The organism is Thalassospira profundimaris (genome assembly GCF_003326795.1).
Classification (GTDB): domain Bacteria; phylum Pseudomonadota; class Alphaproteobacteria; order Rhodospirillales; family Thalassospiraceae; genus Thalassospira; species Thalassospira profundimaris_C.
This window is the reverse complement of the sequence record NZ_JPWI01000005.1, coordinates 173,520-196,192: the sequence shown is the minus strand read 5'-3', so window position 1 is coordinate 196,192 and position 22,673 is coordinate 173,520. Positions and strand designations below refer to the sequence as shown.

Annotated in this window: 23 protein-coding genes; 8 read left to right on the top strand and 15 right to left on the bottom strand. The window is 55.6% G+C overall.

Features of this window, described 5'->3' with window-relative positions; all coding sequences use genetic code 11:
• The first annotated feature begins 102 nt into the window (after positions 1-102).
• The gene (locus TH30_RS10110) at positions 103-732 is read left to right on the top strand and encodes a LysE family translocator (RefSeq protein WP_114097962.1); all 630 of its coding nucleotides are present in this window, start codon (positions 103-105) and stop codon (positions 730-732) included.
• Between the two features lie 68 nt (positions 733-800).
• On the opposite strand, the gene TH30_RS10105 is transcribed toward TH30_RS10110, so the two are convergent.
• The 3 genes from TH30_RS10105 to TH30_RS10095 form a co-directional block, all read right to left on the bottom strand.
• Entirely contained in the window at positions 801-1,562 is a 762-nt protein-coding gene (locus TH30_RS10105) for a substrate-binding periplasmic protein (protein WP_181850218.1), read from the bottom strand.
• Positions 1,563-1,788: 226 nt separating this feature from the next.
• The gene (locus tag TH30_RS10100; RefSeq protein ID WP_258548682.1) at positions 1,789-2,676 is read right to left on the bottom strand and encodes a methyltransferase domain-containing protein; all 888 of its coding nucleotides are present in this window, start codon (positions 2,674-2,676) and stop codon (positions 1,789-1,791) included.
• 177 nt (positions 2,677-2,853) lie between these two features.
• Positions 2,854-3,561 carry a glutathione S-transferase N-terminal domain-containing protein gene (locus TH30_RS10095; RefSeq protein ID WP_114097960.1) on the bottom strand — a complete coding sequence of 236 codons (708 nt, stop codon included), beginning with the start codon at positions 3,559-3,561 and terminating at the stop codon, positions 2,854-2,856.
• Between the two features lie 125 nt (positions 3,562-3,686).
• Between TH30_RS10095 and TH30_RS10090 the strand changes: the two genes are divergently transcribed.
• Both TH30_RS10090 and gloB read left to right on the top strand, forming a co-directional pair.
• Positions 3,687-4,607 carry a LysR substrate-binding domain-containing protein gene (locus tag TH30_RS10090; protein ID WP_114097959.1) on the top strand — a complete coding sequence of 307 codons (921 nt, stop codon included), beginning with the start codon at positions 3,687-3,689 and terminating at the stop codon, positions 4,605-4,607.
• Positions 4,608-4,769: 162 nt separating this feature from the next.
• On the top strand, positions 4,770-5,540 hold the full coding sequence (gene gloB / locus TH30_RS10085) for a hydroxyacylglutathione hydrolase (protein ID WP_114097958.1): 771 nt from the start codon (positions 4,770-4,772) through the stop codon (positions 5,538-5,540).
• Between the two features lie 10 nt (positions 5,541-5,550).
• Here gloB and TH30_RS10080 read toward each other — a convergent pair whose 3' ends face one another.
• Positions 5,551-6,798, bottom strand: coding sequence for an ROK family transcriptional regulator (locus TH30_RS10080; protein WP_114097957.1), 1,248 nt, complete (start codon positions 6,796-6,798; stop codon positions 5,551-5,553).
• A 226-nt stretch (positions 6,799-7,024) separates the two neighbouring features.
• Here TH30_RS10080 and TH30_RS10075 point away from each other — a divergent pair, with 226 nt between their 5' ends.
• From TH30_RS10075 to TH30_RS10060, 4 genes are all read left to right on the top strand, one after another.
• Positions 7,025-8,053 (top strand): sugar ABC transporter substrate-binding protein, encoded by a 1,029-nt coding sequence (locus TH30_RS10075; RefSeq protein ID WP_114097956.1) that lies wholly within the window; start codon positions 7,025-7,027, stop codon positions 8,051-8,053.
• Between the two features lie 173 nt (positions 8,054-8,226).
• Positions 8,227-9,309, top strand: coding sequence for an ABC transporter permease (locus TH30_RS10070; RefSeq protein WP_114097955.1), 1,083 nt, complete (start codon positions 8,227-8,229; stop codon positions 9,307-9,309).
• Entirely contained in the window at positions 9,306-10,100 is a 795-nt protein-coding gene (locus TH30_RS10065; RefSeq protein WP_181850215.1) for an ATP-binding cassette domain-containing protein, read from the top strand. Before TH30_RS10070 ends, TH30_RS10065 begins: the two co-directional genes overlap by 4 nt.
• A gap of 54 nt (positions 10,101-10,154) precedes the next feature.
• On the top strand, positions 10,155-10,784 hold the full coding sequence (locus TH30_RS10060; protein ID WP_114097954.1) for a nucleoside triphosphate hydrolase: 630 nt from the start codon (positions 10,155-10,157) through the stop codon (positions 10,782-10,784).
• Here TH30_RS10060 and TH30_RS10055 read toward each other — a convergent pair.
• Positions 10,771-11,655, bottom strand: coding sequence for a LysR family transcriptional regulator (locus TH30_RS10055; RefSeq protein ID WP_114097953.1), 885 nt, complete (start codon positions 11,653-11,655; stop codon positions 10,771-10,773). The two genes, TH30_RS10060 and TH30_RS10055, sit on opposite strands and share 14 nt — an antisense overlap.
• Positions 11,656-11,780: 125 nt before the next feature.
• Between TH30_RS10055 and TH30_RS10050 the strand changes: the two genes are divergently transcribed.
• Positions 11,781-12,374: a cysteine hydrolase family protein gene (locus tag TH30_RS10050; RefSeq protein WP_114097952.1), complete on the top strand. Its 594-nt coding sequence runs from the start codon at positions 11,781-11,783 to the stop codon at positions 12,372-12,374.
• A 90-nt stretch (positions 12,375-12,464) separates the two neighbouring features.
• Here TH30_RS10050 and phbB read toward each other — a convergent pair whose 3' ends face one another.
• The 10 genes from phbB to TH30_RS10000 all read right to left on the bottom strand — a co-directional run bounded on the left by phbB (position 12,465) and on the right by TH30_RS10000 (position 22,575).
• Positions 12,465-13,187, bottom strand: a complete 723-nt coding sequence (gene phbB, locus TH30_RS10045) for an acetoacetyl-CoA reductase (protein WP_114097951.1) — start codon at positions 13,185-13,187, stop codon at positions 12,465-12,467.
• Positions 13,188-13,438: 251 nt separating this feature from the next.
• Positions 13,439-14,611: an acetyl-CoA C-acetyltransferase gene (locus tag TH30_RS10040; protein WP_114097950.1), complete on the bottom strand. Its 1,173-nt coding sequence runs from the start codon at positions 14,609-14,611 to the stop codon at positions 13,439-13,441.
• Between the two features lie 305 nt (positions 14,612-14,916).
• Entirely contained in the window at positions 14,917-15,384 is a 468-nt protein-coding gene (locus tag TH30_RS10035; protein WP_114097949.1) for a DUF411 domain-containing protein, read from the bottom strand.
• 21 nt (positions 15,385-15,405) lie between these two features.
• Complete coding sequence (locus tag TH30_RS10030) at positions 15,406-16,953, bottom strand: multicopper oxidase family protein (protein WP_114097948.1); 1,548 nt, start codon at positions 16,951-16,953, stop codon at positions 15,406-15,408.
• A 108-nt stretch (positions 16,954-17,061) separates the two neighbouring features.
• Positions 17,062-17,463: a hypothetical protein gene (locus TH30_RS10025; RefSeq protein WP_114097947.1), complete on the bottom strand. Its 402-nt coding sequence runs from the start codon at positions 17,461-17,463 to the stop codon at positions 17,062-17,064.
• Positions 17,464-17,510: 47 nt separating this feature from the next.
• Complete coding sequence (locus tag TH30_RS10020; protein WP_114097946.1) at positions 17,511-17,972, bottom strand: Lrp/AsnC family transcriptional regulator; 462 nt, start codon at positions 17,970-17,972, stop codon at positions 17,511-17,513.
• A gap of 234 nt (positions 17,973-18,206) precedes the next feature.
• Complete coding sequence (locus TH30_RS10015; protein ID WP_181850214.1) at positions 18,207-19,046, bottom strand: fumarylacetoacetate hydrolase family protein; 840 nt, start codon at positions 19,044-19,046, stop codon at positions 18,207-18,209.
• Between the two features lie 41 nt (positions 19,047-19,087).
• Complete coding sequence (locus tag TH30_RS10010; RefSeq protein WP_114097945.1) at positions 19,088-20,695, bottom strand: GMC family oxidoreductase; 1,608 nt, start codon at positions 20,693-20,695, stop codon at positions 19,088-19,090.
• A gap of 22 nt (positions 20,696-20,717) precedes the next feature.
• Positions 20,718-22,046, bottom strand: a complete 1,329-nt coding sequence (locus TH30_RS10005; protein ID WP_114098053.1) for a TRAP transporter large permease — start codon at positions 22,044-22,046, stop codon at positions 20,718-20,720.
• A complete protein-coding gene (locus TH30_RS10000) occupies positions 22,039-22,575 on the bottom strand; it encodes a TRAP transporter small permease subunit (protein WP_258548681.1) in 537 nt (178 codons plus the stop codon). The genes TH30_RS10005 and TH30_RS10000 overlap by 8 nt, the downstream gene beginning before the upstream one ends.
• Positions 22,576-22,673: the final 98 nt, after the last annotated feature.

Genomic DNA, 22,673 nt, shown 5'->3' with positions numbered 1-22,673 from the left:
CATCTGATACGCGTTCATCAGGATTGACCCATTCACACGCTTCGCATTGAATAGCTGCAATATTCATTCCCGTTACCGGCTTGATCAGGAACCCGCACCGCCATGACCATTGATCAGTTTGCCCTTTATTTCCTTGCCGTTTTTATTGCCACCCTGACGCCTGGCCCTGCGATCATGCTGGGGATCACCAACAGCATCCGCCATGGCGTGCGCGCATCTGTCATCGGGGCATTTGGCTGTGTGACAGGTACGGGACTGATGGGGCTTTTATCGGCCCTTGGTCTTGGCGCCCTGATCATGACGTCGGGCACGCTGTTCATGATCATTCACTATGTCGGGGCGGCCTATCTGATCTGGCTTGGCATCAAGTTCTGGCGTGAAAGCCGCCTGCCCGCCGTAGAGAATGCCATCACCAATAGCCCGAAACGGACACCAGGGGCACTTCGCCTTTATGTACAGGGCTTCATTGTTTCGGCCAGCAACCCGAAGGCCATTGCGTTCTTTACCGCCCTGTTCCCCCTTTTCATCGATCATGATGCACCATTGGCATCGCAGTTTGCGATCATGGACACGACCTTTGTCGTCATGTCGTTTTCATCGATTGTCGGATATTCGATGTTTGCCGCGCGGTCGCGCAAATTCCTGACCGGAAATGGCAAGAAATGGTTCCAGCGCATTTCGGGCAGCATCTTTGTCAGCTTCGGGATCGGGCTTGCGGCCTCGGCACGCTAGGTCGGACATACCGGGTCGAACATATTGGGTCGGGCACGCTTCGCACTGGTCAGCCCCTTGCCTTTGGCCTAATAGGCGAAATAGTCGACGACCAGCCGGTCGATTTCGCCGCTGTCGCGCATTTCAGCCAGAACCGTATCAAGGGCATCGGCAAAGGCATCGCGATATGGCCAGCGATTTTGCGGGTCCGGTCCATAGGCGACAAAGCCGAATTCCTGACCGATGATCGCGGTTTCGTTAAACAGACGGGCCAGGTCGCGATCCACATCAAGCTCGCGCATCCCCGCCAGAATGGCCATGCGTTCATTGACATAACAATCGACCCGCCCGGCCATCAGAAAGCGCAGATTGCTGGCTGTGGTGTTGGCTTCTTCAAGCGTGATGTCGCCAGCATCAACCATGGCAAAGAAGTCGTCACCCGCCAGTCGATAACCGGCATTATTGGCAAAGCTTGCGCCTTTGAAATCATCGGGGAAGATGCCCAGTTCGTGGCTGCGCGCATAATCATTGCTGCAAAGTGCCACCACGGTTTCTGACAGGATCGGGATCGAATAGCGTTCGATCCAGTCGCGTTCCTGACGCTGATAGGGCGGGAAGAACGCCATGATTTCCCCGTTTTCAAGCAGGTCCATCCCCCGGCGAAACGGCACATTGACGATTTCAAGTTCATATTGCGGAAGACGCGCGACGGCCTCGCTCAGAATACGGGTATAGATGCCAGCGGGTCTGGCACCGTCCAGAAAGGCATAGGGGATATTGTTGTCTTCGCTATAAAGCGTGATCTGCAATTTGTCCTGGGCATGAACAATCGAAACAGACAAAACTGTCAACGACAGGATCAATGCATATGAGACCCCGCCGATAAACCGTTGATGCGGTTTGCGGATGTGCAAAAGATGACAAAAGCGACCTAAATCCATTCCGGTATTCTCAGCGTTTTTTGGAAATCCTTCCGGGGGAATAAATTAGAACAAATGAAACTACTGTGTTCACCGTCACTTTTTGCGCGTTTTTTTGTGCGATGCGTCCATGAAAGTCACATCGCAGGCGGCGGGACTAGGCGCGGTCCTTTTCGGCGGCACTGCCATCACGCCAGCCATCACGTCTGTCATGCCCCCTGTCATGGCCCCTGACATCGCTGCGGTCATCGGTGGCAGCACCCGACGGATCACAGCTTAGCCTGGCGGTTTCATCGGTGCGATGCTGATGATTGCCCTCGGCCGGGCGGAGCGGCGGCACGGTCACGGGGATATGCACCAGACGGCGTTTGCGCGATGGTGTGCCGCTGCTGGCGTAAAGCTGTTTGCCGGCCTCGACAATCGAGACCCCGGCAAAGGCCTTGAACAGGCGTGATCCGATATTTTCAAACAGCTGCGACCAGCGCAGGAACAGACGGCGCTGGGTCGGCGGCAGGAACAGCGCGCGGCTGTGCTGGATCGGCAGGAACATGTTCTCGCGCATCAGGTTTTGTAATTGTGACACGCTATAGGGATGACCATAGCCAAAGGGCGTCTTTTCCGACCAGGACCAGAGCGAGCTTCGGTTCGGGGTCACCACAATAATCCGGCCATTGGGGGTCAATACGCGCCAGCATTCGCGCATCAGGCGGCGCATGGAATCGGAATGTTCGACCAGATGAACCAGAAGGATGCGATCAACCGAACTGTCGGGCAGCGGCAACATGGTTTCTTCGGTCAGTGCGACCCGGTTTTCTTCGTCGACCGGCCAATGCACGCAGCCCTGACGGCCGGGCATGAAGGCCATGACGCGTTCGGCCTCGCCAATGAAGGGGCGCAGATAGGGTGTTGCATAGCCAAAACCAAGGACGCGCATGCCGCGCACATCCGACCACATCACGCGCAAACGCCTGCGGATCAGTCGCCGGGCGGCTTGCCCGGTACTGCTGGCATAAAAGCGGTGAAGATCAACGACATCCTGAGGCATGACTGGACTTTAGCACCCTATCGCCCCCGACGGAAACAGCTTTGAAACGCAGATCTTCTTAGACTGTCAGAAAGTTTGCGCGTTGCGTGATGTCGAAAATAGGTGAAATTGGTACGACGTCAATTGACCTTTTTGTTATCATCGCCGGGCGCGCGCCGAAGGGGACGTTTTGCACCCTCAGGCTAAACGGGAACGAAGTGCGTCCAAGGTGATATGCCCCTTGAAGGCACCACTGCCCGCCGGTTCTTCGCCTTTCTCTATTGCCGTTGCGAAAATAACCGCCGGATCATTGGCCAGTTTTTGCAGATAACAGGCAAGATGCGGATATTCCTGCTCCAGATCAAACAATTGATGGTATTGAATCCAACGCCCAATACCAGAGAGATAGGCATCCGCGATACTGCGTTGTCCCCCACCCAACAACCATTCCCGGTCGGCAAGCAGTCCATTCAAATAAGTACAGCCCTTGACGACACCCTTTTGCCCGATGGTTCTCAGCAATGCTTTTTGCGCATCATCCAGATCTTCCATTTCGTAGGCCACCCATAACGGGCTGAATGCCGAGAAAAAGTCGGTATTCAAATAGGCCAACATTTCGGTCAGGCGATCATCCTGCATACTGCCGCCCGCTGCCCCCAAGTTAGCTGACGCGTTACGGGCCGCGAGATGTTTCAAAATAGCCATACTCTCGGTCAGGGTCTCTCCTGATTCGAGCAACAGCGCAGGTGTCTGAAATTGTGGGTTTATTTTGGCATAGAGCGGGTTCCAAGGATGCTCCATCATTTCCACGCGAGACAGGCGATAGGGTTTCCCCAACCACTCTAGCGCCACGATTGATCCAAATGAGCAACCCGCGGGCACGCCGTAAAAAAGCACGAGTTCCATAATCCATTCCTCGGTTGTGTTTATCAAAATTCACGTCGATTGCGAGAAATGAAGTATATTTTTGTGGACGATAGATCGGTAGACTGAGATATGTAGACATATCGTCCACAAATGAAGACTATGAAATGCTGAACCTCAATGATCTGTATGTTTTTGTACATGTTGTGGACCATGGAGGGTTTGCCGCTGCCGCGCGTCAGATTGACTTACCCAAGTCGACGCTCAGCAAGCGGGTGGCGGAACTTGAAAAGACCTTGGGTGTACGTTTAATTCACCGTACTTCGAGAAGCTTTGTGCCTACCGAAATCGGGCGAGATTTTTACCGGCATGCCGCCGCTATGCTTATCGAAGCTGAAGCAGCCGAGAATTTGGTCAAGGGTCGCCTTGCCGAACCCAGCGGCTTGGTACGCATTACTTGTTCAGTGCCCACAGCACAAATTTCGCTGGCGAACCTTCTTCCGACGGTGGCTCAAACCTATCCGAAGGTTGAACTGGAATTACACACTACTGACCGATTCGTCGATATCATACAGGAAGGGTTTGATATCGCGGTGCGTGATCACTTCCGACCGCTACCAGACTCTGATTTGGTACAGAGAACGATTGGGTCCGACCCCGTTTATCTGGTCGCGGCACCAAGCTACCTGGAAGAGTATGGTGTTCCTGCAAATCCAGAAGACATCTCTGATCACAAGGGTTTGCTGATATCGCGTACGGCCGAAAAATGGACGCTGGCAAACGAAAAGGGGGACGTCGTCGAAGTCCAACCAATAAGAAACTTTGCTGCTGATGAATCAACCGTGCTGTTGCGAACCGCCAGTGCCGGATTGGGCATCACCTGTTTGCCGCAAAAAGTTTGCCAGAAAGAGCTGGACCGAGGCGAACTGATACGGATACTCCCCGAGTGGAACGCAGGAAAAGTACTTACAACCTTACTGATCCCTCATCGTCGGGGCCAACTACCGTCTGTGCGTGCCGTGTGCGATATACTCGCCGAGCAGGTTAATTTGAGGTCACTTCGGCCAACCTCCCCATTGCCTTTCTGATGTCGGCTTCTTTGGCGCATTGAGTATCGTCATCGCAATGCCGTTCATGTTTTGCCCCGCAGCGTAAGCAATTGCGCGATTCTAATCGTTCGATGATTGTTTCAGGACAGTGGTTGCTGCTAGTCTTGATCCAACACAGCAATTCCAGTTTCGAGGTACGCCATGGCCGCGGGCGAAGTGATCGTCATTCCGTGTCTTTCAGACAATTACACCTATCTTGTGCGCTGTCATTACAGCGAAGTGACCGCCGTGATTGATCCGGGCGAAGCAGCGCCGGTGATTGCTGCCCTTGAGGAAAAGGGATGGCACCTTGATCTGGTGATCAACACCCATCACCACCACGACCATATTGGCGGCAATGCCGAACTGATTGAAAAATATGGTGCCAAGCTTTTGGGACCGGCGGCAGAAACCGCGCGCATCCCCAATATGGATGAAACCTGTGCCGAAGGTGATCAGGTCCTGATTGGCGATCTTGAAGGTCGGGTCTTTGATGTACCGGGTCATACCAGCGGACATATCGCGTTCTATTTCCCGGCGGTCACCGCGCTTTTTTCCGGTGACAGTCTTTTTGCACTTGGATGCGGACGGTTGTTTGAAGGAACGCCTGCGCAGATGTGGGAATCGCTTTGCAAGTTCCGCAATCTTCCAGCCAGCACGCAGATCTATTGCGGGCATGAATATACCCAGTCCAATGCGCGCTTTGCCAAAACGATTGAGCCCGACAACCCGATCCTGATTGCACGCTGTCAGGATATTGATGGGCTTCGCGCGCGCAATTTGCCGACCATTCCGTCGCGACTGGATGTCGAACTTGCGACCAACCCGTTCCTGCGCGCTGACGAGCCGACCCTTGCCGAAAATCTTGGCATGAGCGGCCAGAGCCCGGTGGAAATCTTTGCCGAGATTCGCAAGCGCAAGGATAATTTCTAGGGATCAGGCCTTATTGCATCTGTTTGAACAGAACATTCTGATCAAGCAGATAGCGCGAGAATAAAGGCAGGCTTGCCGCCCCGATGGCGCGGGCGGCACTGCCGACCTGGCCCTGTTCGATATGGGGGCGTTCGATCCCCTGAAGATCAAGGTCATTGGTTGCAGCCCGCGTCGCAGCCACAATGCGCGCGCACACGTCGGCGGGGAAACCGCCATCGACAATGACGGCTTCGAAATCAATTACCGAACAGACCGAGGTAATGGCAATCGCCAGACTGCGCGCAGTATGATTGATCCAGATATCAAGCGTGTCGCCAAGCGTGTTCCAGTAGTCGGGATCACGCCACAGCATGGCCGGGTCACGACCATCACGGGTCAGCATTTCTTCAAGTACAAAGATCGATGCCTGATCGATCAGCTGGCTTGGATGGCCGCTGCGTGATGAGACCGGCATCGAGCCAAAAGCCCCCGCATTCCCGGTCCGCCCGGCATAGAGCGCCTGATTTAGCACCACACCACCGCCGATGAATGACCCGATGAAGAAATAGGCGAAATCGGAATAGTTCGGGCCAAGGCCAAAGACCAGTTCCGCACCGCAGGCCGCAGTTGCATCATTTTGCTGAAAGACCGGAAATGGCAGGATGGCACCGATGGTTTCGATCAGATCGACCTCGCGCCAGGCATTCATGTCCTCGACCGGGGCACCGACTTCATCCACCCAGTTCCACAGCTCAAAGGGTGCGGCAATGCCGATTCCGGCAATACGGTTGTGCTGATCGGCGCTGAGACCGGCGGCAATCTGATTGACCGAGTCCCGGACGAACTGGCGAATACCGTCGGGTGTCGGGTATTTATAGGCTTCGTTGAGCGATGCGCGCACCGTGCCAACAAAATCAAGCAGGATCAGTTCCGCACTGCGTCGCCCGATTTTCAAACCATAGGAAAAGACGCCATCGGGATTAAGGGCCATCGGCACTTTGGGTTTACCGACCTTTCCACGCACCGGGACGCCGCGTTTGAGCAACCCGTCCTTTTCAAGGGCGCGCATGATCACGGAAACCGTTTGCGCCGAAAGCCCCGAAAGCCTTGCGATATCGGCCTTTGACAGACCGGCATTCCGGCGCACCAGCGACAGCACAAGGCGTTCGTTATAGGCGCGCACACGCAACTGATTGGCCCCGCCGCCCGGATGCAACGGTCGGGCCGCCTGATCTTCCGCCCCTGTTTGGTCGGGGCTGGTCGATATGGTGTCCGTCATTTATTCCTCCCACTCGGACCATTTAATGCCCGATTGCAATCAAGAGTGACAGGAATAATTAATAAATCAATCGGATTTATTAATTGACAGCCCATCGCGTTTGGTGTGTGCTTAGCCCCAGACAGGTTGAAGGCCCCGACCCAGAATGCGCGCCACGATCTGTTGGAAAACAAATATTGCTGGTCAAAATGACCGATTAGTCAGGTTAATCCCTGGGAGGAAACACATGAAAAAAGCACTTCTTGGCGCAACCCTTGGTGCGCTTGCACTTGGCCTTGCGGCAGCACCGAATGAGGCAAAAGCAGATGAAATCGGCGCCTGCCTGATCACCAAAACCGATATCAACCCGTTCTTTGTGAAGATGAAAGAAGGGGCATCGGCCAAGGCCAAGGAACTTGGTATCAATCTTTCGACCTATGCCGGGAAAATTGACGGCGACCATGAAACCCAGGTGCAGGCCATCGAGTCCTGCATTGCATCGGGCGCCAAGGGCATTCTTCTGACGGCATCCGATACCAAGGCAATTGTTCCGGTTGTCAAAAAGGCCCGCGATGCGGGGCTTATCGTGATCGCACTGGATACCCCGCTTGAGCCGATTGATGCCGCTGACGCGACCTTTGCCACCGACAACTTCAAGGCGGGCGAACTGATTGGTCAGTGGGCTGCTGCCAAGCTCGGCGACAAGGCGGCTGACGCCAAGATCGCCCTTCTTGATCTTACGCCGAGTGCACCGTCGGTTGACGTTTTGCGCGATCAGGGCTTCATGAAAGGCTTCGGGATCGACATCAAGGACCCCAACAAGATTGGGGACGAGGATGACGACCGGATTGTCGGGCATGACGTCACCAACGGCAACGAGGAAGGTGGTCGCAAGGCGATGGAAAACCTGATGCAGCGCGATTCCGAGATCAATGTTGTCTATACCATCAACGAACCGGCGGCCGCTGGTGCCTATGAGGCGCTCAAGGCATTTGGCATGGAAGAAGGTGTTCTGATCGTGTCGGTCGATGGCGGTTGCCCGGGTGTGGCCAATGTCAAGGATGGCGTCATTGGCGCGACTTCGCAGCAATATCCGCTTTTGATGGCGTCCAAAGGCATCGAGGCCATCAAGGCCTGGGCTGACAGCGGTGAAAAACCGAAAAACACCGAAGGCCTGAACTTCTATGACACCGGCGTGAACCTTGTAACCGATCAGCCTGCGAACGGCGTTCCGTCGATCAGTGTTGCCGAAGGTACCGATCGCTGCTGGGGCTAGGCCCTTTGATGTCGAAGGAGGGCGGCAAGAAACCCGCCCTCCTTGTCCCACTTTAGATTACACTTGGTATGCATCCACGACCAACCGGTCACCAGAACCGGGCGGGTGAGCTTTGAAGATCGTCAGGTTCAATTTGAACACCGGACCTGTTCATACCAAGTCGGGAGGAAGCAATGAGCGACACAGCTCAAACGTCACGCAGTAAACAGGATTTCGAGCATACGCTTGATTCCAGTGACAGTTCTGTAGCCAACTTCGAACATAAACCCCGCAGCCTGTTTGACAATGTGCAGCATTTCCTGCACGGCAATCCGACCATGATCCCGGTGATCGTCCTGATTGCGTCGATCGTGATTTTCGGCTTTGTCGCAGGCAGCAAGTTCTTTTCGCCCTTTAACCTGTCGCTGATCATGCAGCAGGTCTCGATCATCGGCATTCTTGCCGCCGCCCAGAGCCTTGTCATCCTGACAGCGGGCATCGATCTTTCGGTCGGGGCGATCATGGTGCTGATGTCGGTGATTATGGGACAGCTTGCCATTACGCTTGGGGTCCCTGCACCAATCGCCATCATTCTGGGCTGCATCGGCGGAATTCTGGCAGGGGGCCTTAACGGTTTCCTTGTGACCCGGATCAAGCTTCCGCCCTTTATCGTGACCCTTGGCACCTGGAACATTTTCTTTGCGCTTAACCTTTGGCTTTCGGGCGCGCAATCAATCCGCAGCCAGACGCTTGATGAAGTCGCACCACTGTTGAAATTCTTTGGTGAAAGCATCGCACTTGGCGGGGCGCGAATTACCTATGGATCGATCCTGATGCTGGTGATTTTCGGGGTGCTTTGGTACATCCTTAATCACACCAGCTGGGGACGTCATGTCTATGCGATTGGCGATGACAAGGAAGCCGCCGAGCTTTCGGGTATTCGCACCAACCGTACCCTGATCATGGTTTATGGTCTGGCCGGGCTTGTTTGCGGGATCGGGGCATGGGCATCGATCGGCCGTGTTGGTTCTGTCTCGCCGCAAAGTTTCCAGGAAGCCAATCTTCAATCGATTACCGCCGTGGTGATCGGCGGCATTTCGCTGTTTGGCGGACGCGGATCGATCATCGGCCCGCTGATCGGGGCGCTGATTGTTGGTGTCTTTAACTCCGGCCTGCGTCTGGCAGGTGTGGATGTTCTGTGGCAGGTCTTTGCCATTGGCTGGCTTACGATCATTGCTGTGGCAATTGATCAGTGGATCAGAAAGGTGTCGTCATGAGCAACATGCAAAAACCGGTTCTTAAGGCGCGCGGAATCGTCAAACGTTATGGCCGGGTCACCGCCCTTGATCACGCCGATTTCGATCTTTATCCCGGCGAGATCCTTGCGGTCATCGGGGATAACGGGGCCGGGAAATCATCGCTGATCAAGGCACTGTCCGGGGCAATCACGATTGACGAGGGCAGCATCGAGCTTGATGGCGAACCGATTGGTTTTACATCGCCGATGGAGGCCCGCGAGGCTGGTATCGAGACGGTGTATCAGAACCTTGCCCTGTCCCCTGCCCTGTCGATTGCCGACAATATGTTCATGGGCCGCGAGCTTCGCAAAAAGGGTTTTATGGGCAAGTATTTCGGTGCGCTTGACCACAAGGAAATGCAGCGACTGGCACGTGAAAAGCTTTCCGAACTGGGACTTATGACCATTCAGAATATCAATCAGGCGGTCGAGACCCTTTCGGGTGGGCAGCGTCAGGGGGTTGCGGTTGCCCGTGCGGCGGCGTTCGGATCGCGTGTGGTGATCATGGATGAACCGACCGCGGCCCTTGGGGTCAAGGAAAGCCGCCGTGTGCTTGATCTGATTGCCGATGTGAAGGCACGCGGCATGCCGATTGTCCTGATTTCGCACAACATGCCCCATGTGTTTGAAGTGGCGGACCGCATTCATGTTCATCGTCTGGGCAAGCGGCTTTGCACCATCAAACCTGATGATTACAGCATGTCCGATGCCGTGGCCTTCATGACCGGGGCCAAGGAACCACCCGGGGTCGACACCGAGGCAGCGGCGTAATATCGCGGCCTTTTCCCTGCAAACGTGTTTACCAGACCGAGATCAAAACCCCGGATGACACCCGATATCGACGCACTCGCGGCACAAATCCGCGCTCAGCAAACCGGTGACCGGCGCATTCTCGTTGCCATCATCGGGGCACCAGCATCGGGCAAGTCACACTTGTCCGACCGGCTTTATCACCATCTGGGGGGTGATAAAGCCGGTGCTGTTGTCGTGCCGATGGACGGATTTCATTTCGACGATGCGATCCTGAAAGATCGGGGACTTCTGGCGCGTAAAGGTGCCCCCGATACCTTTGATGTCGGGGGATTGAAACGCGTCCTTCTGGCCCTTCGCGACCAGGAAGATGAAGATATCTATGTTCCGGTCTTTGATCGGGAACTGGAACTCTCGCGCGGGTCGGCACGGGTCATTTCACAACACCACCGCATCATTCTGGTTGAGGGCAATTATCTTTTGCTTGATCAGGCACCATGGGATCAGCTGGGCCCGCTTTTTGATCTGTCGATCTATCTTGATGTGGCGGAAAGCACCTTGCGCGAACGCCTGATTGGGCGCTGGCAGGGATTTGGCTTTGACATGGATGCGGCCATCACCAAGGCCGAAACCAATGATCTTCCCAATGCACGGACAGTGATCACCTCAAGCAAAGCAGCCGATATCACCCTTACAAACGGGTAATAAACTGCCCGTCAAGCAGGACACCACCCAGCCAGTCGGCCACCGTGCGCACATGAGGCAGATGGCGTTTGTCCTGATGGGTAAGAAGCCAGACCTCGCGACCGGTCGGGTGATAGCCATCAAGACGGATCAGCCCGTCAATCCGGTCCCCCACACATCTCGGCAGCAACGCACAACAGGCATGACCGGTCATCATTGACACCATGATCGATCCGCGATTGGCAAAGCCCAGTGTGATGCGGTTCGGGAAATGATCGGCAAGCCATTTCTGTTCGGGCTTGTCAGAGAAAAACTCGTCAAGGTCAATCCATGGCAATGCACCCGGATCGAGACCATCAGACGGCAACCCGTCCGGATTGCAATAGATGCCATATTCAAGATGGCCGAGCCTGCGGATATGAAAGGCTCCGCTATCGGGGCGCGCCAGACGGATCGCAATATCGGTTTCACGTTGCGGCAGGCTGAGATTACGGTTTGCACCAATCAGCTCCAGCGCGATACCCGGAAAACGGTGATGCAAATCGGCGATATGCGGGGCGACGCAATCTTGCAAGATCGCATCAACCCCGGTCACCCGAACAATCCCGGCAATCAATTGCGGGTCGTTTTCGGTGGCGGGTTCGCGTTTCAGCAAATCCGAGACGGTGTCTTGCATCTGCCGGGCGGTTTGCAACAGGCCTTGCGCCCGCGCGGTCGGCGTAAGCACACGGCCATCGCGGTGCAGAACCGCATAACCCACCCATTCTTCAAGCCGGGCGATCCGGCGCGCCACCGTTGTCTGGTTCACACCAAGTTCGCGGGCAGCGGCACTCATATTCCCGGTCTGACAGACATGGGCAAAGGTCCGCAATCCTTCCCAGTCAAGTGACATCACATGGCCCCGCCAATACTCATTACCTGCATTTTTGCAGATTATAATCGAATTAATGCCGATGGATAATGCAAATTCGCAGGACCATGATGGGGCATCACAGTTTTTGACAAAGGATCTGACCGATGACAGCCCAATCAATTTTTGACATTGCCGGTGCGCAGCTTCCGACCGGATCACCGAAGGATCCCGCCCTGATCGTGATTGATGCCCAGGAAGAATATCGCGATGGCAAATTGAAGCTTTCGGGACTTGCCGGGGCCCTTGCCAATATTCAGGAAATTTTGGCCCATTGGCGTGCTCGGGGTGGCACCGTCATTCACGTTCAGCATCATGCCACCGGTCTGTTTGATCCAAGCGGGCCTTATGCCGCGATCATGCCCGAAGTTGCCCCGCAAGACGGCGAAACCATCCTGACCAAATCGGTGCCAAGCTCGTTTGGCGGCACCGAACTTGATGCGTTGCTTCAGGATGGCGGTTTCAAGCAGGTGGTGATCACGGGCTTCATGACCCATGTCTGTGTCTCGACCACGGCCCGGGTGGCCGACGAAAAGGGATATGCGGTTACGGTGGTATCAGACGCCACCGCCACCCGCGACCTTCCCGATGCGATCAGCGGCAAGACCGTTCTGGCAGCAGACCTTCATCGTCATGAACTGACAATGCTTGCCGATACCTTTGCCAAGATCGTCTCGACCAAGGATGTGCTGGGCGCATAAACCCGTCGCGGAATTTTCCGGCCTTGATGCCTAAAAGAAAACGCCCCGCAGATGCTGCGGGGCGTTTTTGACCGGTGATCGGAAAACCGTTCAGAACATATGCTGTCCGCCATTGATCGACAGGCAGGAGCCGGTAATGAAGCCGGAATTGGGGCCGCACAGATACAGAATGGCTTGTGCGATTTCATCGGCCTCGCCCAGTCGTCCGACCGGGATTTTGGCGATGATGCTTTCAAGAACCTTTTCGGGCACCGCTGCGACCATGTCGGTATTGATATAGCCCGGCGCGATGGTATTGACCGTGATGCCCTTGCGCGCGACTTCCTGGGCGAGCGCCTTGGTAAAGCCGTGCACACCGGCCTTGGCCGCCGAATAGTTGGTCTGACCCAGTTGACCGGCCTGACCGTTGATCGAGGAAATATTGATCACCCGGCCAAAGCCACGCGCCCGCATGCCTTCCAGAACCGGCTTGGTCATGTAGAACAGCGAGCTGAGATTGGTGTCGATCACCGCCGCCCATTGTTCGGTTTCCATTTTATGCATGAAACCGTCGCGGGTGATGCCGGCATTATTGATCAGGATATCAATCGGGCCGACTTCGGCTTCGACCCTGGCGATGCCAGCCGCACAGCCATCGGGGTCCGCGACACTCCATTTATAAGCCGCAATACCGGTTTCTTCGGTAAAGACCTTTGCGGCCTCCTCGTTGCCAGCATAGTTCGCAACAACGGTATAACCCGCATCCTTGAGCGACAGGCTGATTGCCTTGCCAATTCCGCGTGTTCCACCGGTTACCAGTGCTGTTTTTGTCATGGTCGCCTCCCTAAACTTCGTTCATCAAGCCTGTCTTCATAACGAGGTCCGTAGTTTGCCCTTCTACGACGCACGTAACTTTAATCCATAAATGACCTTATATATGTAATTTTATTACTTCTCCATGATCTAAATCAGCCAGTTGTTTTAGTCTTTCGTCGCAGTGCAAAATGACCTGCGCATATGCAAACGGGGCCTTCCCCATTCAAGTGGATGCCCCGCGCAGTAGAAAATTCAGTCAGAAGCTTGCATTAGCGCTCGACGCACAATGCAACCCCCATACCGCCACCGATGCAGAGCGTCGCGAGACCTTTTTTCGCATCGCGTTTCTGCATTTCATAAAGCAGCGTGGTGAAGACGCGTGCGCCCGATGCACCGATCGGATGGCCCAGCGCAATCGCGCCGCCATTAACGTTGACCTTGCTGGTATCCCAGCCCATGTCGCGGTTGACGGCAATTGCCTGGGCGGCAAAGGCTTCGTTGGCTTCGATCAGATCAAGATCGGCTGCCGACCAGCCAGCTTTCTCAAGCGCCTTTTTCGACGCCGGAATCGGACCCGAGCCCATGATTGCCGGATCGACACCGACCGTTGCCCAGCTTTTGATCGTCGCAAGCGGGGTCAGGCCACGCTTGGCGGCTTCGGCTGCCGACATGACGACAAGGGCAGCAGCCCCGTCATTGATGCCCGATGCGTTGCCAGCAGTTACCGTGCCTTCCTTGTCAAAGGCCGGGCGGAGTTTTGCCATGCCTTCGAGCGAGGCACCGTGACGCAGATATTCATCAGCATCAAAGACGATATCGCCCTTGCGGCTGGCAATGGTGACAGCCGCGATTTCGTCGTTGAAGCGACCGGATTTCTGGGCGGCTTCGGCCTTGTTCTGGGAAGCAGTGGCGAATTCATCCTGTTCCTCGCGGGAGATACCCCACTTGGCAGCAATATTTTCGGCCGTGTTGCCCATGTGATAGCCGTTAAAGGCACACCACAGACCGTCCTTGATCATGCTGTCGATGAATTTGACATCGCCCATTTTGTGACCGGCACGCAGATGCGCGACATGGGTCGAAAGCGACATGTTTTCCTGACCACCGGCGACAACGATATTGGCATCCCCTGTCATGATCTGCTGGGCGGCAAGTGCGACCGTGCGCAGGCCCGATCCGCAAACCTGATTGATCAGGAAAGCCGTGGCGCGGTCGGAAATTCCGGCACCGATGGCTGCCTGACGGGCGGGGTTCTGCCCCTGACCACCTGTAAGAACCTGACCCAGGATGACTTCGTCAACCGCGTCCCCTTCAACGCCTGCGCGTTCCAGTGCAGCCTTAATGGCAACAGCACCCAGATCATGCGCCGGCGTCCCCGCCAGCGTGCCACTGAATGCGCCGATTGGTGTACGTGCTGCACCCACAATTACGACGTCGGTCATGAAACCCTCCGATTATTCCTGATTACGTTTCCCCGGACCGGGCAACGATCTTTTTGCTGTGCCCAGACATGGTCCTTGGAAGGATACTATCGCACTGCAACAATTTTCCAAGCTTTGATGCTTACCACTTTCGGACAGTCATCACCGACCGCCACCCAAAGATGACATAGCCCATGCCCTTTGCATAACCTGTGATTAAGAGTGTGTGCCTAATACCCGAAATTCGCAAGGGGGTGGCGGGTATTTGTCACAATTTGGCAAGGCCGGGTTCGCTATGCTTTCCCGGCCCTGCATCGTTCAGGACGTTATCTTAGCTCATAGATTTCGGCCTTGCCGTTCTTCAGACTGTAAATTTCAAACGGGGCTTCTTTGGCACCGCCCATGCCAGGCGATCCCATCGGCATGCCCGGCAGGGTAAGTGCGGTAATCGCCGGGCGTTCTTCGAGCATCCGCAAAATGGATTCCACCGGAACATGGCCGCTTACGGCATAGCCATCAATCATGGTCAGATGACAGCCCTGCATGTCTTCGGGGATGCCGATCATGGTCGCCATGTCATAGACATTTTCATCGTTGGTGATCGTGACATCAAAGCCATGTTCGCGAAGATATTCGCCATGCATGGTGCAACAGCCGCAATTGGGGTTCTTGATAATTCTGGCCTCGATGCCTTCTGCATGGGCGGAAAAGGATGGCAGGGCCACCGCACTTGCGAGTGCTACGGCGAATGCACCAAGCGTGCGGACCATGTGATTTTTCATAGATTTCTGCATTTTATCTCTCCTCGGAGATGATCAAAGAACGCGGATGACACCGGACATGCCACCGACCTTGTGTTCGAGAATGTGACAATGGATCAGCCAGTCACCGGGATTATCGGCGACAAAGGCAATCTCGACCCGGTCGCCCGGTTCGATCAGCACGGTATCAAGCCATGGCTGATGGCGTACCGGCGCGTCATTGCGCGCAAGCAGCCGGAAGGCATGACCATGCAAGTGGATCGGATGAAGCCATGCAGTTGCATTCATCAGGGTAAGATGGCAGGTCTGACCGCGCGTGAGCGTCACAAGCGGTCCGTTGCCATCGCGGTCGGGATCGCGCCCGTTCACCGCCCAGATATTGCCCGCCCCGAACATCGAACGCATCATGTTGGCCATGCCGCCCATGCCGGACCCGGCAGCAGACTCCATGCCCATCGCACTGAGTTTTTCCGGGGTGATGTGACCGGATCTGATCATTTGGCTCAGGATCATATCGCCCATCATGCCGCCACTATAGATCAGGTCATGTTTGACGGCCTGACCAAGATCGGATTCGGGCAAGGAATTGGGCTTAAGCGCCAGATCCCCGTCCGGGGCGTGATCGCGCAGTGGCGTACCGGAAGGCACAAGACGGGCGATCGCGTTTTCCATCCCTTCATAAAAACGGTCCGTGACCGCAAAGGATGGCTTGCCCGAAACCGGAATATCGATCACCAGATCAAACCGCATGCCCGGTCCCAGCAACAGCAACGGCGTCTCGTTGCGATGCGGGGTCACTGGATGGCCATCCATGGCAATCACCATCGGGGCCAGTTCATCAAAATCCAGCGCAAAGATACGGCCATTTGCCGCATTCAACAGACGCAGACGGATGCGTTCTCCCGGTCGTACCGGCACATCTCCGAACGTGCCCATTGGCGCCACACCATTGACGGTCACCACATTGCCGATCCGCCCGGCATGACCGACATCATGCATGGCATTAAAACCGTCATCGATTGCAGCGCTTTCGGTCAGTCGCCAGTCATCCAGCATCCAGACAAGTTCCCGATCCACGGGCAGCGGGTCGGCCTCCTCGACGATCAGGGCACCGTAAAGACCACGGCCAAGCTGTTCGGTCGTGTTGGCATGCGGGTGATACCAATAGGTGCCCGCATCAGGCAGATCGAAAACATAGTCAAAGCTGTCGCCGGGTTTGACGGCGGCTTGTGTCAGGCCGGGCACACCATCCATGGCGTTGGGAACCCTGATCCCGTGCCAGTGAATGGTGGTTTCTTGCGCAAGGGCATTTTCCAGCCGGGCATGAAGGCGCTGCCCCTGACGCACACGGATTTCCGGACCGGGCACGATGCCGTTATAGGCCCAGACAGCGGTCTGGTAGGCCGGGTCGGGCACAAGGCTTGCCTGTGCGGCACCGGGACGCAGCAGCATATTGACCGCCCCACCCGCATTTTCAGATGCGCCCGCACGGCCAATCACGGATGCCATGGACAGACCACCGGCCGCAACAACCCCAAGGGTCGCCGCCCCGCCCAACAGGAAATCCCGCCGGGTGGCAGAGAAGGAAGATTTGAAAGTCATCAGACAATCTTTCCAAAATCAGATTTATTGACTGCCGATCCGCCCATGTTCCGGGGCAGTATACGGCACCAAATTACGCCTGCTGCCCGTCAGGGCAGGCAGGTAAAATCAGGAAAGATATCTGGGAGGCGACGGGTCGGGCACATGCGACAGGCCGGTCGCGCTATCAAGGGCAGGCAAAATCACCCGTGTGCTCGCAGGCAGCACAATCGCGTCCACCCCGACCGTATGAGGCATCACAACAATCGCGCACAGAAACTGGCAGGATGCAATCGCCCCTGACATGTTGCTACAATCGGTGCACTCATTTGCGGCGCGCATCCCTTTTTCATTCCGGGTGTCATGTCGCGGATCAAGAGTGTCCGGGGCCACAAAGGCGATATCAAAGGAAGCCGCAGCCCCGGTCATATTCCCGGTCATTGCCACCGCCATATCCCCAACGCGCAAAACCGCACTGCTGGTGAAAACCAGCAGGGATAAGGTTATGATGATGCGCAAAAGGTTTTTCATGATCCCCAAGCAGTAGCCACTTGATCGCCGCACGTCCATGATTTTGATCAAGGCGCGATGGTAACATCATCCTTGAGCGTTTCGGTGACGATATAGGTGCGATACCAGACGATATTGTCATCAGAGTCAAAAAGCGTTTCACAGAGTGCTGTATATTCGGCCATGTCGCGCATATGCAAAACCAGAACGCCCGTGACTTCGCCGGTGACCAGATAGCATTGCTGGACAGCGGCAAGGCTTTTGACCTTGGTGATGAAGTCCTTGCGGTAGTGGTTCCCGTGCCGGTGAAATTCAAGATTGATCACCGCGGTCAGGGGACGCCCGATATGGGCCGGATCGACCACAGCCACGGTTTTACGGATCACCCCGTTTTCGCGCAGCTTGGCGACGCGGCGCAAAGCAGCCGAGGGGGAAAGGCCGATCTTTTCGGCCAGTTCCGTGTTGGGGATATCTGCATTTTCCTGCAACTGGCGCAGGATTTTCAGATCAATCTGGTCCAGTTCGGCCATCGCCACACAACTCCAAAGCGCGAATTACAATACTGCGCTGACATATTGCGCGACTTTGCACCATGATGCTGTGTCCTACAAGCATTCGGCTGAACAGGCGATTGTCAGAGATGCCGGATTTAGACGGGATCGGCTGGCACCACTTCAAGAAATCCCGCTGGACTGAACAAGTCAGTCCAGCGAAACAAGATTGCCAATGCTTGGAAGGCCCGACTTGGGCTTTCTGCGCACAGCCTAGCTGATAACGGTCTGGCGCTGGGATCCGAGTCCTTCGACCGAGAGTTCAACGACATCACCAGCCCGCAGGAAACGCTGTGGCGTCAGGCCCATTCCCACACCTTCCGGCGTGCCGGTTGCGATAATATCGCCCGGCATAAGGCGCATGAAGCCAGACATATAGGATATGATTTCTGCCACCGGGAAAATCATGTCGGCGGTCGAGCTGTTTTGCACAGTCTCGCCGTTGACAGAAAGCTTCAAGGTCAGGTTTTGAGGGTCGCCTGCCTCGTCAGTTGTTACCAGCCACGGACCGATCGGACCGAAATTCGGCGCTGATTTTCCCTTGATCCATTGTCCACCGCGCTCGATCTGATAGGCGCGTTCGCTGACATCGTTGATCGTACAAAAACCTGCAACATAATCGAGTGCCTCGTCCTTGCTGACATAGCTGCACGGGCGGCCGATAATGATGCCAAGTTCGACTTCCCAGTCTGTTTTGACAGAGCCCCGCGGCAAGATAATGGGATCGTTTGGCCCACAAATGCATGATGTGGATTTTGAAAACAGCACCGGTTCTCTGGGTTCGGGATTGTTGGTTTCGCGAGCATGACGTGCATAGTTCAAGCCGACTGCATAAAAGTTACGCGCTGCCCCCACGCACGGTCCGATGCGTGTGCCGGGATCAACAATCGGCAAATCTGACAGATCATGGTCAGCCAAGGCTGCCAGTTGTTCGCAGGTCACGGTTTCAGGCGTAAAGTCGGCAATCAGAGCGCCAAGGTCGCGGATGTTTCCTTCCTGATCGAGGCATCCGGGCTTTTCGCCCCCAATCGGTCCGTAGCGGAGAAACTTCATAATTCAATCCTTTTCGAAAAAATGGTCTTTCAAATGCGCTGTCAGGCAGAGCGCAAGATCATGTCAGCGGCTTTTTCCGCAATCATCACAACCGGTGTCGCGGTATTTCCCGATACAATGCGCGGCATGATGGACGCATCAACGACCCGCAAACCTTCCACACCCCGCACCCGCAATTGCGGGTCAACCACCGCGTCATCATCAACGCCCATACGGCAAGTTCCGACGGGATGGAAAATGGTTGTACCAATGTCACCAGCGGCACGGGCCAGACTGGCATCATCTGTTATGTCCGCACCGGGCAAATTTTCGGTCGGCGCATATTTTTCCAAAGCTGGCATGGTCATCAAGTGCCGCGCCTGGCGCAGTGCGCGCACAGCAATATCGACGTCACTGTCTGTAGTTAGATAGCGTGGTGAAATGTCGGGATGCGCAGACGGGCCCGCGTTCGAGATGTGGGTAGAACCCCGACTGTCCGGGCGCAGGTTGCACACCGATACCGTCACAGCCGGATAGGGATGGAGCGGTTCGCCCAGCTTGTCGGTTGATAGTGGTTGAATGTGATATTCAAGGTCCGGCGTTGCCATTTCGGGACGACTTTTGGTGAAAATCCCGAACTGGCTCGGGGCCATGGACAAGGGGCCGGAGCGGTTCCACAAATAGCTTGCCGCCATGCCGATCTTCCCCGACCAGGAATTGGCGATCTGGTTAAGTGTGCGGGCATTTTCAACGCGGAAAACCATCCGCAGCTGAAGATGATCCTGAAGATTTTCGCCGACATCCTGCATATCGCGATACACATCAATGCCCGCATTTTTGAGACGGTCACCCTGCCCGATGCCCGACGCTTCAAGCAGCAAGGGCGAATGGATCGCCCCGGCGGCAAGAAGGATCTCTGCCTTGGCCGAGGCAGTATGAACCACACCGCCCCGCAAGATTTTCACAGCCGTCGCACGGCCATCCTCAAACGTGATCTTTTGAACATGGGCATGGGTTAACAGGCGCAGATTGGGGCGTTTGAGAGCCGGTTTAAGGAAGGCACGCGCGGCACTCCAGCGGCGGCCGCCATTCTGGTTGACCTCGAAATAACCGGCCCCTTCATTGTCGCCGCTGTTGAAATCATCGGTCGGCGGTATCCCCATTTCCTGGGCAGCACGCTGAAAGTCATCGAGCAGATCCCATTTGAGGCGCTGGCGGGCAACTTTCCATTCGCCGCCCTGCCCGTGGATTTGACCGTCACCACCCGGGCGGTCCTGCGAGCGGATGAAATAGGGAAGCACATCATCCCAGCCCCAGCCGGTATTGCCCATCTGCGCCCAGCCGTCATAGTCCGCAGCCTGACCGCGCATATAGATCATGCCGTTGATCGAGCTGCATCCGCCCAGAACCTTGCCGCGCGGATAGGCCAGCTGGCGCCCGTTCAGGCCCGCTTCGCTGGTGGTTTTCATCATCCAGTCGGTGCGCGGATTACCCATACAGTAAAGATAGCCAACCGGAATATGTATCCACGGATAGGTATCTTTTCCGCCCGCCTCAATCAGAAGAACACGGTTGGCAGGATTATCGCTGAGCCGATTTGCAAGCACACATCCGGCCGTCCCGGCGCCAATGATGATGTAATCGTACTCGCCGTCTAAATTGCGTGTCATGTCGGTACCTGGAAATAGTGTGCTAGTAAATTGCGATTGCCGGGAAAAGGACCAGAAGACCAACGGCCAGCACCTGAAGGCAAATGAACGGCGCAAGGGATCTGAATATCTCGCCAAGAGTGATATCGGGCGGGGTTACGCTTTTCAGATAAAACGCGGCGGGCCCGAAAGGCGGTGTCAGGAAAGAGACCTGCATGTTCATGGCAAACAGCACGCCAAACCAGACCGGGTCATAACCAAGATGAAGAATGATCGGCACGAAAATGGGCATGGTCAAAAGTGCGATGCCAACCCAGTCCAGAAACATGCCGAGAATGAAAAGGATCAGCATCATGAACAGGATAATCACCATCGGCTCGTCCGAAATACCGGTGATCATCTGTGATATGAAGCGGATGCCGCCCATCAGGTTATAGACACCGACCAGTGCGCTTGCACCAATGCCGATCCACATGATCATGCCGACTGTTGCCAGCGTATGCAGGGCCGCATCAAGCAACATGCCAAACGAGAATTCCCGGCGCAAAATCGTGGACAGGATGACACCGGCAACGCCGATGGCAGAAGCCTCGGTGACCGAGGCGATGCCGCCATAAATTGATCCCAGTACGGAAAAAACGACCAGAAACGGCAGAACAAGACCACGCAGCAGCGGCAAGTTATCGCGAAGCGAAACACGTTCTACCGGTGTGGGCGGGGCGGCGTTCGGATCAAGATAGGAACGCAGCAAAATGTAGGCAATATAGAGCCCCGCCAGCATGAAACCCGGCAGGAAGGCTGCTGTAAAAAGATCTCCAACCGAGACATTCGCGGTCAAACCGTAAATGATCAAAACGATGGAGGGCGGCACCATTGTGCCCAGCGATCCGCCAGCACACACAACGCCGATTGCCAAACGCCGGTTATAGCCCAGGCGCAGCATCTGTGGCAGGGCGACGAGGCCAAGCAGCACAATTTCACCGCCAATGATGCCACTCATTGCCGCAAGGATGACGGCAACGAAAATCGTCTGAACAGCGACCCCGCCACGAAGGCGGCCACCAATGAGTTTCATCGCGTCAAACAGGTCACGCGCAATCCCGGAACGATCAAGTATCGCTGCCATCAGCACAAACATCGGCACCGAGACAAACACAAAGGATGAGACGAAACTGTAAACGCGACTGGTGATCAAAGGCACCGAGCCTGGCCCAAACCAGCCCACCGCAAAGATCAGCGCGACAAACAGCGTCACCATTGCCAACGGCGCACCGGTCAGGAGAAATCCGACCAGAAGGGCGAACATCAGCAATGTTCCCCAGCCGATTCCCAGCGCCTTGAGGTTCAGTCCAAGATCAAGAAGGTCAAACATCGTCATACCCTTGTGGCGCTTTGGGGCCACGTGCGTAATTGAAAGTGAGGATGAGAAACTGGACGCTCATGACAACGAGCACACAGAGCAGGAATATTTTCAAAACTGCGGGCGCAGGTGAGTTCCAGGCGCTGCCGGTGGTTTCCAGAGAGAAACTGCCATCCGGACGGAACATCGCCTTTTTCGCCATCAGCCAAGATGCCCATGCGAAAAACAGACTGACACCCAGGCAGGCGATTGAAATAACGACGTCAAGCGCACGGCGCGCAGACGACCTGACGACATCATAGATCAGGACAACGCGGATATGCGTGTTCCGTGCAACACAGTAAAGTCCGCCAAAGATAAAGGTGACGGCACTTAGAAATATGGTTGTCTCATGTGCCCACACGGTCGGTCGGTTGAACACGTAGCGCAGGAAAACCTCCATGACGAGGATCGCCATGGCTGCGATGATACAAATCGCAAAAGCACGTGCGGCAACGGTGATGGCGCGTCCAAGCCAACCGGCCTGTGGCAGATATTCCAATTGGGGTTTATCCGATTGGGGGAAATCGGGCGTGGCAGGGGTATGATCGGGAAGCACTGACATGGCGGACCAATCGTTTCAAGCGGAGTGATGATCGG

What these genes read in the sequence shown, in the direction of transcription:
- TH30_RS10030 (WP_114097948.1), bottom strand. Translation starts at nt 16,953, where the DNA reads ATGACTTTCAAATCTTCCTTCTCTGCCACCCGGCGGGATTTCCTGTTG.
- TH30_RS10070 (WP_114097955.1), top strand. Translation starts at nt 8,227, where the DNA reads ATGAGCGACACAGCTCAAACGTCACGCAGTAAACAGGATTTCGAGCAT.
- TH30_RS10035 (WP_114097949.1), bottom strand. Translation starts at nt 15,384, where the DNA reads ATGCAGAAATCTATGAAAAATCACATGGTCCGCACGCTTGGTGCATTC.
- gloB (WP_114097958.1), top strand. Translation starts at nt 4,770, where the DNA reads ATGGCCGCGGGCGAAGTGATCGTCATTCCGTGTCTTTCAGACAATTAC.
- TH30_RS10010 (WP_114097945.1), bottom strand. Translation starts at nt 20,695, where the DNA reads ATGACACGCAATTTAGACGGCGAGTACGATTACATCATCATTGGCGCC.
- TH30_RS10015 (WP_181850214.1), bottom strand. Translation starts at nt 19,046, where the DNA reads ATGAAGTTTCTCCGCTACGGACCGATTGGGGGCGAAAAGCCCGGATGC.
- TH30_RS10025 (WP_114097947.1), bottom strand. Translation starts at nt 17,463, where the DNA reads ATGAAAAACCTTTTGCGCATCATCATAACCTTATCCCTGCTGGTTTTC.
- phbB (WP_114097951.1), bottom strand. Translation starts at nt 13,187, where the DNA reads ATGACAAAAACAGCACTGGTAACCGGTGGAACACGCGGAATTGGCAAG.
- TH30_RS10040 (WP_114097950.1), bottom strand. Translation starts at nt 14,611, where the DNA reads ATGACCGACGTCGTAATTGTGGGTGCAGCACGTACACCAATCGGCGCA.
- TH30_RS10020 (WP_114097946.1), bottom strand. Translation starts at nt 17,972, where the DNA reads ATGGCCGAACTGGACCAGATTGATCTGAAAATCCTGCGCCAGTTGCAG.
- TH30_RS10060 (WP_114097954.1), top strand. Translation starts at nt 10,155, where the DNA reads ATGACACCCGATATCGACGCACTCGCGGCACAAATCCGCGCTCAGCAA.
- TH30_RS10075 (WP_114097956.1), top strand. Translation starts at nt 7,025, where the DNA reads ATGAAAAAAGCACTTCTTGGCGCAACCCTTGGTGCGCTTGCACTTGGC.
- TH30_RS10110 (WP_114097962.1), top strand. Translation starts at nt 103, where the DNA reads ATGACCATTGATCAGTTTGCCCTTTATTTCCTTGCCGTTTTTATTGCC.
- TH30_RS10050 (WP_114097952.1), top strand. Translation starts at nt 11,781, where the DNA reads ATGACAGCCCAATCAATTTTTGACATTGCCGGTGCGCAGCTTCCGACC.
- TH30_RS10055 (WP_114097953.1), bottom strand. Translation starts at nt 11,655, where the DNA reads ATGTCACTTGACTGGGAAGGATTGCGGACCTTTGCCCATGTCTGTCAG.
- TH30_RS10080 (WP_114097957.1), bottom strand. Translation starts at nt 6,798, where the DNA reads ATGACGGACACCATATCGACCAGCCCCGACCAAACAGGGGCGGAAGAT.
- TH30_RS10090 (WP_114097959.1), top strand. Translation starts at nt 3,687, where the DNA reads ATGCTGAACCTCAATGATCTGTATGTTTTTGTACATGTTGTGGACCAT.
- TH30_RS10005 (WP_114098053.1), bottom strand. Translation starts at nt 22,046, where the DNA reads ATGTTTGACCTTCTTGATCTTGGACTGAACCTCAAGGCGCTGGGAATC.
- TH30_RS10095 (WP_114097960.1), bottom strand. Translation starts at nt 3,561, where the DNA reads ATGGAACTCGTGCTTTTTTACGGCGTGCCCGCGGGTTGCTCATTTGGA.
- TH30_RS10100 (WP_258548682.1), bottom strand. Translation starts at nt 2,676, where the DNA reads ATGCCTCAGGATGTCGTTGATCTTCACCGCTTTTATGCCAGCAGTACC.
- TH30_RS10065 (WP_181850215.1), top strand. Translation starts at nt 9,306, where the DNA reads ATGAGCAACATGCAAAAACCGGTTCTTAAGGCGCGCGGAATCGTCAAA.